Annotated in this window: 10 protein-coding genes and 2 pseudogenes; 1 reads left to right on the plus strand and 11 read right to left on the minus strand. The window is 50.9% G+C overall.

Annotation, left to right across the window (positions count from 1 at the left end):
* Positions 1–9: 9 nt before the first annotated feature.
* The 5 genes and pseudogenes from M3087_RS02450 to istA all read right to left on the minus strand — a co-directional run bounded on the left by M3087_RS02450 (position 10) and on the right by istA (position 6,480).
* Positions 10–720, minus strand: coding sequence for a ParA family protein (locus M3087_RS02450; RefSeq protein ID WP_125105077.1), 711 nt, complete (start codon positions 718–720; stop codon positions 10–12).
* 182 nt (positions 721–902) lie between these two features.
* The gene (locus tag M3087_RS02455; RefSeq protein WP_249093486.1) at positions 903–2,462 is read right to left on the minus strand and encodes a relaxase/mobilization nuclease domain-containing protein; all 1,560 of its coding nucleotides are present in this window, start codon (positions 2,460–2,462) and stop codon (positions 903–905) included.
* Positions 2,463–2,501: 39 nt separating this feature from the next.
* Positions 2,502–2,888 carry a plasmid mobilization protein gene (locus M3087_RS02460; RefSeq protein WP_087330311.1) on the minus strand — a complete coding sequence of 129 codons (387 nt, stop codon included), beginning with the start codon at positions 2,886–2,888 and terminating at the stop codon, positions 2,502–2,504.
* A 1,227-nt stretch (positions 2,889–4,115) separates the two neighbouring features.
* Positions 4,116–4,904 (minus strand): IS21-like element helper ATPase IstB, encoded by a 789-nt coding sequence (gene istB, locus M3087_RS02465; RefSeq protein ID WP_249093488.1) that lies wholly within the window; start codon positions 4,902–4,904, stop codon positions 4,116–4,118.
* A gap of 11 nt (positions 4,905–4,915) precedes the next feature.
* Positions 4,916–6,480 (minus strand): annotated as a pseudogene (gene istA, locus M3087_RS02470) (IS21 family transposase).
* 171 nt (positions 6,481–6,651) lie between these two features.
* Between istA and M3087_RS02475 the strand changes: the two are divergent.
* Positions 6,652–7,230: a lysine exporter LysO family protein gene (locus M3087_RS02475; protein ID WP_289551390.1), complete on the plus strand. Its 579-nt coding sequence runs from the start codon at positions 6,652–6,654 to the stop codon at positions 7,228–7,230.
* A gap of 41 nt (positions 7,231–7,271) precedes the next feature.
* Here the strand turns inward: M3087_RS02475 and M3087_RS02480 are convergent, their stop codons facing one another.
* From M3087_RS02480 to M3087_RS02505, 6 genes and pseudogenes are all read right to left on the minus strand, one after another.
* Positions 7,272–7,964, minus strand: a complete 693-nt coding sequence (locus M3087_RS02480) for an LrgB family protein (RefSeq protein ID WP_249093491.1) — start codon at positions 7,962–7,964, stop codon at positions 7,272–7,274.
* A complete protein-coding gene (locus M3087_RS02485) occupies positions 7,964–8,320 on the minus strand; it encodes a CidA/LrgA family protein (protein ID WP_205110691.1) in 357 nt (118 codons plus the stop codon). The genes M3087_RS02480 and M3087_RS02485 overlap by 1 nt, the downstream gene beginning before the upstream one ends.
* A 10-nt stretch (positions 8,321–8,330) precedes the next feature.
* Positions 8,331–8,906, minus strand: a complete 576-nt coding sequence (locus tag M3087_RS02490; RefSeq protein ID WP_249093493.1) for an AAA family ATPase — start codon at positions 8,904–8,906, stop codon at positions 8,331–8,333.
* A gap of 205 nt (positions 8,907–9,111) precedes the next feature.
* Positions 9,112–9,300: pseudogene (locus M3087_RS02495) on the minus strand (tyrosine-type recombinase/integrase); the annotation flags it as partial.
* 185 nt (positions 9,301–9,485) lie between these two features.
* Entirely contained in the window at positions 9,486–10,979 is a 1,494-nt protein-coding gene (locus tag M3087_RS02500; RefSeq protein WP_177894694.1) for a tyrosine-type recombinase/integrase, read from the minus strand.
* Between the two features lie 555 nt (positions 10,980–11,534).
* On the minus strand, positions 11,535–11,834 hold the full coding sequence (locus tag M3087_RS02505) for a hypothetical protein (protein ID WP_249093494.1): 300 nt from the start codon (positions 11,832–11,834) through the stop codon (positions 11,535–11,537).
* Between the last annotated feature and the right edge of the window lie 70 nt (positions 11,835–11,904).

Below are 11,904 nucleotides of genomic sequence, written 5' to 3' on the forward strand. Positions count from 1 at the left end.
ACGCTATAGTCATTGATGGTTTATGTCTTTGGGGCTGTCGTCGCCGAAGATTCCGGCGTATATCCTGTCGAATACCGGGCTTACGATTGCGGCTTGCATGTCCAGTTCCGCCACCGTACTGAAGCGTTCCATGTCGGCCCGCTTGGGAATCTTGTCCGTCACCAGCCCGTAGTTGGCGAAGGTCTTCCCCGTGTTCTCCCACAGTTCCAGCTCGGAGCGTTTGCCCACCCGTCCGTCATGGAGGTTGGGGACGATGAAGAGCCGGGCTTTCATCCGTCCGCCCACGGCCTTGCGCAGGCGGTCGATGAACAGGAGGAAGCTCGCGGTGGAGGGGACGGTCACCAGGTCGTAATGGAACGGCACGACGATGATGTCCGAGTTGACGAACATGGGTATCAGCCCCTCCGCCTTCAGGCTGCCGGGCGAGTCCATGAGCACCACGTCTATGCTGGGGTCGTTGTGCAGCTTCTCCATGAGCGCGGTCATGGCCTGCTTGTCGTTGGCCTCGTAGGCCAGCACGTCGTAAGGTACGGCTTCCTCGCCGTATTTCTTGATGTCGGCCTTGCGGCACTTCAGGATGGAATGCTGGAAATCGCAGTCGATGACCACGGCACGCACGCCTTTCGTCACAAGGTAGTTGGCGAAGGTGACGCAGAGGGTCGTCTTGCCGACTCCCCCTTTCTGGTTGGCGAATGTCACGATGACGGGTGTCTGTATCATTTTGTCCACGGTCGTTTGGTTCGGTGCAAAAGTATGCACCGGAAAGGACGGTGACGAAATGCACAACACTTTTGTGTTTCCGGTCTGTCTGACCGAAGTGTTTAGGGTAACATAACAAGCAAAAGAATGGCCTATGCGGCTAAAAATGTGACAAAAGGGAGTCTCCGTTTTCCCATCCTGGGCTACCGTTTGAGGTTGCGCCCGTCGTCAATGTCGTCGTAGTCGCCCTTGCTTCCGACTTCCCACTCACGCTTTTCGGCATGGCTTCCGGCACCGGAATCCTTCAGTCCATGTAGGTGCATCTTCTTTCCTCCGTTTCCAGTGGAATGTATCTGCCGGGGCTGCTGTTTTCGTGGCCGGGGCTTCAACCGTTCCGTGTCAAGCCCTTCCGCCGCAAGGTCTATCACGATGTGCCTGTCGAAGTTGACGGCGTATGCCGCGCCCGCTTCCTTCCGGATGATGAAGCCTTCCTCATGAAGGGCGTTCCGCACGGAAAAAACGTTCACATCATTGAAGATTTCATGCAGGCGGCTGACGGCATCCGTGTGGGATTGCGGCCTGCCGCCTGACAATTCCACCAGGTCGGGGCGGCTCACCTTGAAGATTTTGCAGAGCAGGTCGCGCTCGGCTTCGGTAACCGGGTGGAACATCTCAATGATACGGATGCGGTTGTTCCGGTCGATGGCTTCCGCCATGAACGGCTTTAACGGGCGTGTCTGCCCGTCGAAGTGGATGACACCTTTCTTGATATAGGCACGCTGTTTTCTCAGCTTCTGGAAAATCTCGCCCTGTGTGATTTTCGGATTGAGGGTGAGCAGCCGGTCTATGTAGTCCTCTATGCGTGCGAAGCGTTGCTCCGGGGTGGCGAAGTCCAGCAGTTCTTCCGTGGCCAGCACCCTCGCCCCGTTGATGACGGTGCGGTGGGCGTGGTCGACAATCATGTAGCCGTAGGGAACGTCTTTCCTGCCGAAGAAAACGAGACTGATGCCGAACTTTTCTTTCAGCTCTTTCTGCAACTCTTCTTTGCTGCCGCTCACGTCCCGGTATTTTTTGAAGATGCTCCGCAGCTGGCGGCAACGGGCGCGTTCCCTGTAGCCGCTTTTGAAAAGCCGCTCGACTTCGGCCAGCGGAATTTGCCGCTGCACCTTGCCGCCATGCTTGATGAATACTATCCCTTCTTTCTGATATACCTCATATCCCATAGAAACCATGATTGCCTTAAACTGGGCAAAAGAAGAAAAGGTATATTGCCTGGCCGCTTCAATGTCGTCGGCGGTCTTCTTCTGCCTGTCCGTGCCAAGAATACGGTCTATGACTTCCTGGGAACGCCTGCGCTCGTGGCTGTGTGCTATCTTCCTGCCGTCGGGGGCGACCCGTGAGGTGATGATATGCAGGTGAGTGTTGTCGGTGTCATGGTGGGCGTAGATGAGCCACGGTTGTCCGGGTTCGGCATATCCCATTTCCTTGAGGTAACGGTGCGCGAAGTCCAGCAGCTCGGATTCCGTCATCTCACGGCCTTTGCAGCTGACGGCCACATGGAATTGGGGTTTTCGGATGCGGTTATTGGTGGAACTGTATTTTTTAAGATAGCCGGTAAGTTCTTCTGTAGTGGGTCTGTCTGCCAGGCCGACCGTCCCGAAGTTCCGCATCTCGATGAGCCGGGCAAGCCCTTTCGACACCTTGTGCTCGTTGTAACCCACGGCATGAAAGTCCGCGCTTCCGGGTAATATGGTCGCTATCATCTTGGGGTGGTGTTATCTGGATTGGTGATATGTCTGGTTCTAAGGCTTGTTTATTCTTGATGTGAGGATGTCAAGTTGTCTTTTTATCCCGTTGACGGTTTCCTGTGTGTCCCGGATGAGCGGCAACAGAACTTCCCGGATATAGCTTGGGGGCAGCAACCCTGCAACCGCCAGCTCGTTGGCGCGCTTTACTGCCTGGTTGAGGTTTCCGCCTATATGGGACAGTTCGCCCTGGTATCTTCGGTAAAACGAACCGAGTTCCTGCATGAGTTCAAGCTGCTGCCTGACGCTTACGTTTGAATACTCTTCGAGTGCCTTGCGCACGTAGTGGCTTACGGTCTTGTATTCAGCCGATTTCTCCTTGAACTCCCGGACTTCTTCCGGGGTCATCCTTACCTTGATGTACTTGTTCCTATGTTCCTTCATGTTCCGGTTTGTTTGCAACCGGGATTGTCTTACCTTATTTCGCAGGGCGAAACAGCGGCGGTGCCGCTCCGGTGCAGGGCATCCGGCAAGTTACTTTTTGGGGAACAAACGGAGTTTTGCATGAAACAAAAGTACAACTTGCTTGGAGAATCCTGCAACGCAGGGCAATGTCATTCCAGGTTCTTTTTTGCACCAAAATTACCGTGGAAAGTGGCTTCCGTACAAAATGCACAACACTATTCTTCAAGGAGCGTACCATTTTGACCGTGGTATCAAGGACATCCGATTGCCGGGTATGCCAGTGAATTTTGCTTTGTATTTATGTATATGATGTTTTTCGATTGTGTAGAATTTCGATATATGGGATGAAGATTAGGCTAGTTTCAGGTGGGTGGTTATGTCGATTCATCCATCCGTGAATTATCGGGAACATTATCCGCTCGTCCGACAACAGGAGGGAAAAGGAAACTGCGGTTTTCATTTAACAGATTAGTAATGAGCTTGGATTTTTCAGTAGAATACAATAAGGTTATGGGTGGTTAAGTAGTCCATTACATTCCTTTGCATCCATTCATCAGACTTGAATAACCAGAAATATATGCACTTGACAACCTTGAATTTTGGGAAATACGACACTTGTCACCCGTATCTTCCAAGCTATGGATATGAAGCAATCTTGATATGCAAGCGTAATGGATATTCATCTGACAATTAGTGATTTTACCGGGAAATAGTTGCTGTAAAATTTCCATATCTCGTTGATTTTTAGTATATTTAAAGTGAAAAAATGGCCTCGTTTGGCTTATGGCTTTACTTAAATTTGAGTATATGTTTGAACTGTTACTGATAATATACCTGGTACCGGTCATCATCGTGCTTTCGCTGTTGTTGCGATTGGTATTATAGCTGGCAAGGAATGTGTTGCGGTTTGCCGGATGGCTGGTGGAGAAGGAATGTGTAGTACAATGGAACAAAACCCACAAAGCAACCGTCAGCAAATAGGTAACAACAGAACGTAACCCGTTTGAAATGAGCAGTTTTTCATTATTCTGCCAAATGCCGGAAACGCAACGGAGTGCGGAATATTGCACCATTTCAGTTACCAAGCCGTTTGGAAAAGCCACGCGACTTTGACCCTTTTGGCCAAACAGGATTTGCCCACCTTTGGCTACAATATGATTGCCCCTTTAAAGTCCTGGTGTTGGGGGTCAATTTTATTTTACCCTTTTAAAATTTCCCGTTTTTCTTAGACCTTAACTTTCGCATACTTTCACCATATAACTCTATGGTATGAGCCGTATGTATGATGCGGTCAAGGATTGCATCGGCTATTGTCGGGTCACCTACCATGTCGTACCAGTTGGAGGAGGGGTACTGCGATGTGATGATGATGGATTTCCGTTCATGCCTGTCCTCGATGATGTCAAGCAGTATGGGACGCTCCTTGGCGTCGAGAGGCACGATGAACAGGTCGTCAAGGATGAGCAACTGGCATCGCTCAATCTTCTTGAGTTCCGTCTCAAGTGTACCTTTGACTTTGGCGACTTTCAGCGCTCCGAGCAGTTTCGGGGCATTGGCATATAAGGTACGGAATCCCCTTTTGCATGCTTCGTGGCCGAGGGCGCAGGCCAGATAGCTTTTCCCCGTTCCTGAAGAACCGGTAATTAAAAGGTTCTGTGCCTTATGCACAAAATCAAGGGTGGCGAGACGTTCCATCTGGTTGCGATCCAGCCCCCGGTTCGTGGCATAGTCGACCTGTTCAATATAGGCCTTGTAGCGGAATGCCGCATTCTTGGTAAGCCGTGCAATGGCAGCCTGCGCACGATAGTCCCATTCGCGTGCAAGGAGCATGGAAAGGAACGTGTCCGCAGTCATGGATTGCGGAGTGGTGCCGGCAAGACTTTCCCTGAAAGCCTCTGCCATGCCATGCAATTTCATACGGTTCATTAAATCCAGCGATATGGTATTCTGGTCCTGTTGTCCCGTAACGGGAGCTGTTTTATTGTTTACTTCCATAAATATGAGTTTTATTGTTTGTCCTTTCTGTAATATTCACGTCCACGTATGTTTTTGTGGGTCAATGGAGCCGGGGAAGTCATGTCGGGCTGTACTTTCCCGTCCTCATCGGGAAGGAAATCCGCGTCTTCTCCCAGTTCAAGCACCTCGCGCAAGGCCTGATACCCGTATTGCAACTTCTGGTCCGCACATGCGCAAGCCGCAACCAGACGGTCGCGACCGTATTTTTTCTCCAACGTCAAGATACCCCGGCATGACCTGAACGCTTTTGGCGGATATTGCATGGCACGCTCCACTTCCCGTAGATAGTTCAATACGATATTGTCTATTTCCGAGGCACGTCGGAAGAGTTCCTCCAAGTCCTTGTCATAGGGGCCATAGTGTCCCGGCAGGTTGTGCTCCTTTTTCCAGGAATAAGCGTAGGGAATGTCACAGCGGTCATGGGTGGCGACAAGGTTCATGCCACAGTAGATTTCCACCGTGCCGGCATCATAGAGAATCGTCATGCGCCTGCCTACATACTCCTTCGGAACGCTGTAATGGTGCTTGAACAACGAGACGTAAGAGTTCTTCCCGACAGTCATCAGCTTCCTCTCTTTCATTACGTAACGTTTCACGGGAAGCGGCCGAAGATAATCCTTCTCTCCCTGAAGGAACATTTCCTTGCGTGACACCTCCCGTCCGGCCATCACCTTTTCATTGAAATCAAGCAGGGAGACATGGATGGCGGCATTGAGTTCCTCCAGGCCGGAGAATGTCATTCCCTCTATTTCAAGGTAAATGGAACGGTAGAGAAGCTTTACGGCATTCTCTACCAAAGCCTTGTCTTTGGAATGACGCGCACGGGCGGGATAGACCGCACAGCCGTAATATTCGGCAAAAGCGGCGAAATCACCATTGATGACAGGCTCGTTGCGGTCGCTTCGTGTGACGGCAGCCTTCAGATTGTCGGGGACGATAGCCGCAGGAACGCCTTCAAAATATTGCATGGCATTCTCACATGCTTTTATCAGGTCTTCCTTGCGTTGAGACCACACGGCTTCGCAGTAGGTATAATGGCTGAACGGAAGGAAGGCAACGAACACCTCGGCTTTCTTCGTCTCGCCCGTCATTTCATCAACGACTTCAAGCCTGTCACCGGCAAAGTCAATATACATCTGGTCGGCGGCATAGTGCTCGACATGACCGACGACCTTGATGTGAAACTTGTACTGACGGACAGCCCGTTTGAAGGAAGACAACTGATAGCCGTCAGGATATTCGGCATGGTATTCCTTGAACAGTTTTCGGACACTCATGCCTTTGCGTGACAGGCGGGATACATATCCGGGAAGCAAGGCCTCCAGTTCAATCCTCCTGGAAGAAGGCTCCCGATGCCGGGATGCCGTACAGCCGAACAGTTCATCCAACTGCCCGTCGGACAGGGAAAGAAGCTGTTCAATACTCTTGCCGCTTGAAAGGAACAGGCGGACATACCTGCGGACAGTATTACGGGAAGTATGAAACGTGGACGCCGTTTCCTTGATTCCATGCCGGCCGCATAACATCTTAAAATGTTTTTGATTCGTTTATCCATTTGTATAGATTTTATCATTATCCCCGTTACACCAGGACTCGGGCACTCAAATCTACACAAAAAATCTATAACAATAGGTGAGCTAAGTGGTCAATACTATTTTGGCCAGAAGGGTCAATCATATTGTAGCCAAAGGGGACAATCCTGCTTGGCCAAAAGGGTCAAAGTCGCGTGGCTTTTCCAGCAGGCATAGTGCTGGGCCGGCTTCACGCCGTGCCCGCCACGGCAGACCTCGACGCCATAAGCCTCGGGGTGCTCTGCACACTGATATTCTTCGTGGGCTACGGCATAGGCAACGACACCACCATGCTGGCCCGGTTCCGCAGCCTCAGCCCCGGACTGGCACTGCTGCCGGCCGTGTCGATACTGGGCAGCCTGGCCGGAAGCCTGGCCGTGGCCATGCTCGCCGGAGGCCACAGCCCGGCCAAATGGCTCGCCGTGGGCAGCGGCATGGGCTACTACTCCATATCGAGCGTGCTCATCACCGGCTACCGGGGCACGGAACTGGGCACCATCGCCCTGCTCTCAAACATTGTGCGCGAGATGATTGCACTGCTCGGGGCAGCGCTGCTCGTAAGGCTGTTCGGCACACTGGCACCCATAGCGGCTGCAGGGGCCACGGCCATGGACACCACGCTGCCCGTGATAAGCCGCACATGCGGCCCGAGGCTCGTGCCCGTGTCGATATACTGCGGCATGGCCACCGACTTCAGCGTGCCGTTCCTCGTCACGCTATTCTGCTCGATGTGAGCCCACGGCGGCAGCCACGGTCAGCCAGGCCACGGCCGGCATCACAGGAACAGGGCAAACACCGAGGCGCCTATCACCGTAAGTATGCCGCTCACCACTATCGACAGGCCGCTCGTGGCTCCCTCGACCACACCCATCTCCATGGCCTTGGCCGTGCCTATGGCGTGTGAACTGCTGCCTATGGCTATGCCCTTGGCTATGGACTCCTCTATCCTCAGCAGCTTTAGGAACTTCTCGGCGAAGATGTTGCCGAGCACGCCGGTGACAATGATCGACACCACGGTGACCGACACTATGCCGCCCAGCTCTTCAGACACACCCATGCCTATGGCCGTGGTTATTGACTTCGGCAGGAAGGTGACGTATGCCTCGTGGCCGAAGCCAAACGCCAGGGCAAGCAGCAGCACCGTGACGAGGCTTGCAAGGGCACCGGCCGCGATGCCGCACACTATGGCGCGGTAGTTTTTCTTGAGCAGCTCCACCTGCTGGTATAGCGGCACGGCAAGGCACACCGTGGCCGGGGTGAGCAGGTAGCTCAGCCATGCCGCCCCGCGGCTGTAAGACCCATAGTCGACACCGAGCACAAGCAGGGCTGCAATGACAAGCACTATCGACACGAGCAGCGGGTTCATGAAGCCCCAGCCCGTCTTGCGGCGCAGGGCCACGCCAACGGCATAAGACACCAGGCTGATGCACACGCCGAAGTAGACCGAATCGCAGAACAGGCGTTCCATCAGCGACCCTCCTTTCCGCGGCGTATCATCCGCTGCGTAACCAAGCCGGCCACACCCATGACCACAAACGTGGTAAGCACGGTCACGGCCACATAGGCCACCAGATGGCCGGCAATGTCGGCCCACGAGTCAACCAGTCCGACGGCCGCCGGGATGAACATCACCGGCATGACAGCTATGAGAAACGTGCTCACCTCGCGCACATCCTTCACCTTGACCCATTTCATCTGCAAAGCCACAAACAGCATCACGATGCCGTAGATGCTGGCCGGTATGGGCAGCGGCAGCATGGCGTGCAGAGCCTCACCCGCAAACGAGAAGGCGAGTATTATCAGAAACTGTGTGATATACTTCATGACAAAGCCCTCACTTTATGCCAATGCCTTCGATATATTGCCTTATAAGTGCCACGGAACGCTCGGCCCCGAGCCTCACGCTGTCGAAGCACAGGTCGTAGTCGCTCGAGTTGCCCCACTGCAGGTGGGTGTAGTACCTGTGGTAGCGCACCCGGCTGTCGTCCATGTCGCGCACTATCTCGCGCGCCTCGGCCATGCCTATGCCCTGCTCGGCGACCACAGCCCTTACACGCTCGTCCTCGCGCCCCTTGAGGAACACCGACACGAGGTCGGCCCTCCGGCGGAATATGTAGTTGCCGCAGCGGCCTATTATGATGCAGTTGCGCTGCCCTATCATGTCAGACAGTATGTCGAGCGCCCTGCTGTGCACCGGGCCCTCGCTGTGGCCGAGGGCCGAGATGGCAAACAACAGTTCGTCGACGGGTCGCTCCTCAAAGAAGTCGTCCATCTCTTCGAGCACACCCTCTGCGCGGGCCATCTCCAACAGGCCCTTACGCGTGTAGAACGGTATGCCGTAGGCGGCGCCCAGCATCTTGCCGATGGCCAGTGCGCCACACCCGTATTGCCGGGCTATAGTGATAATCATTGGCGTTTGATTTTAAGAAAACGGATGCAAAGTTAGCAATATTAGCCGAGAAGCGTATGCACCCGGCCATGTTTTTTGCCTCGCGCGCATTCCCACGGCTTGTCACTTCGTCATCACATTCCGCAAATCGGCATAGCTCTCCTCCACATCGCAGGTAACGGTGGAGCTGGATATGGTGGCAAAGTGGCGGCGGGCACACTCCAACTCATTGCTCTGCTATCCCAAGAAACTTGTTCATACGCTCAATACATTTCTTTTTTTGATGGATGTTTGGATGAACATACAGGTTGAGCGTTGTTGCCACATTTGAATGACCGAGTATGGCGCTTACCGTCTTGTAATCGCATTGGCTCTCTATGCAACGGGTTGCAAAGGTGTGGCGCGAGCAATGGAAGGGGTTGTTGCTGTTAGTCGGCATCTTCTTGGGGCGATGTGGCGCAAACCGTCCGCCGAATTCAAGATAATGGCGAAACAGCAAAGCCGCACCTGTCTCGAAAGGGCAGGTACGGCTTCGTGCTGTATTCGGATGGAATGGTGTTTTTCCCTCATGTCAGGTGTTAGCCCTTACTGACAAACGGGCTAAAATCCTTTTCCCTTGCTTCTCTCATATACCACTTCCTTCTGGGTGTCGCAGTTGGTGATACGGAACTGTACGGTGCATCCGGTCGGTATGTCGCTCGGAAGCTTGTTTGCCAGCTTGGCAATCACTTGGTCAACATTGCTGAAACCGATGTCCGTAAATTCGGAAAGCACCTTTCCTTTGAAATAGGCCCGTCCGAGAATCATCATCTTTTTGGATATGCGGAACAGCTTGTCTGCCGGAGCCTCAATGTCACGCGCTTTGCCTTGCTTGCTCTTCTCGTCACTGAAAAAGATGAAGTCGATGACCTTGGCGTTCAGCCTCCATGCCGGGGTGAAGTCTATCTTGACATAGCCACGGGTGACATTCAGCCCGTGGCTGTGGTTCATGCCGAACGCCACTTCATAAAGGTTGGCATCACAGTCATTTTGGGCGATGGTCGCCCACGTGTGCCGGAACGTGTAATAACAGTAGTAGTCCTCCTTTTTCATGCCCATGTCGGCGCATATCTTGCGTATTCCGATATTCACGTTGGCATTGAAACTGTCGGAGTTGCTGTAACGGCTGTGGAATACGAACAGGTATTCATCATCTTCGCCGGACAAATACTTCTCAAAAGTGGACTGGATAAATGGTTCGATACGCATTTCCATGTATGCCTCGTCTTTCCGGCTGTTGCGGGTCTTGGCTCTTTTATAGCCGATAATGCCATTGTTGTAGTCCTTCTTTTTGAGTTCGTAAAGGTCAACGGTATTGATGCCACCAATGCACAACGAAAGAAGAGCCACATCCCGGCCAAGCTCCGGAAGGGGAGACAGCATCTTTGTTTTTGGAAGCGGACGGTTGAAGAACTCACGGCAAGCTTCCGCACTGATTGCCCTTTGCACTGTGCTATCTGATTTTGGAATCTTTATTTTCAGCCAAGGGTTGAACTTTATACGCATGATGCCACGTTCTTCATCGTTTAACTCGATAATGGCTTTTTTGAAAATCTGTCTCACACAAGTAGGATACATTTCTTTGGCTCGGTTTGTTTTTGCCAGACTGTCTATCCATTTTTTCAAAACAACAGAGGTAAGTGTGCTGAACATAATTTGTGTCGTTCCCAAATATCGCTCAAGATGATTAACGGCAAGCTGATAATTTTTTGCATTTCGAGCATGACCACCATTTATCATTTGAGCAATGAAATTAGCTGCGAACTCACTAAAGTTTACATCACCATCCGAGTGCTGAAGAAATTCTATCAACTCAGAGACTGAATAGTTTGATACCTCATGACGATTAATCATATCAGAGTAGCGTAATATTTCACGCGAACAAAATTCATTCACTACCGCATCCTTAATTTCACCAGCTTTGGTAAGTTGCTTATCGGTGATAAACTTGTCTGTCTTTATATATCCCATTTTTGAGCGGTGAACGACACGGATATAGACTTGGTAGAAGCCATCGGCTCTCTTGTACCTTACGATTGCTTTAAATGTTGCCATAAATTGTTGGTTTGTAATGAATTACTTTTGTATGTCCTTTTGTATGCGCAGCATCAGAATTTCGTATGTAATTTGTATGCAAGAGCCGTTTATTTGGCTCAATTTATGCGGTCAAATGAACGAACCGTATAAAAACAGTTTAGGCTGTAATGCCTGTCATACAGGACATTACAGCCTAAATCAATGCCTAAGATATTTTTAGAGAGTATCCTCTACTGCAGCCTGCGCCGCAGATAAAATCCCTTATTTATCAACCTATTAGATATATTAGGTAAATGTTCTCATTGTCTCTTTTAATTTTTCTATTTTTATTTCTTCTTTCATTAGATATTCGAAATACTCATCACTGACAATTCTATGGAATGCTTTCAATTCCATAAGCCTACTTCATTTCCTCAAAACTCCCCGTATCAGGATTGAATATCAATGCCTGCTTTGTCCATTTATCAAAGTATACAGCTTGTTCTGCGTGTGAGTATCTGCCATTCAATGCAAACAGGTACAGAATCACCAGCACAAAAAAGGCAATAATTGATTTAATGACAGTTGATTTATTCATTTCTTCTCCTCCATTACTCTTCTATTATCAATGCTTCTTGCTATTGTAATGATGACAAACGGTATCAACATGGAAATTGCAAATAACCATTTCGAAGGGTCCACAAAAGCTAAGTACACTGCGAGTAGTTCTATCAAAGCCATAATTACAATAGGAGAAACGGTATTCTTCTGTTTTGACCAAACAATGGCACTTCCATAGGCTATAAACCATACTCCAATTGCCATTGTCAAACACGTAGTGTCAATGGCATTTTCCACGCATATACCAAGTTTGCCTCGATAAAAGATTCTCATGCATTCATCATTTATACAATCGTGATGCTTGCAATTAAAATAGGCTATAATAGGTAAAAATAGGGATAAC

Source organism: Mediterranea sp. ET5 (genome assembly GCF_023337025.1).
In the GTDB taxonomy this organism is placed as follows: domain Bacteria; phylum Bacteroidota; class Bacteroidia; order Bacteroidales; family Bacteroidaceae; genus Phocaeicola_A.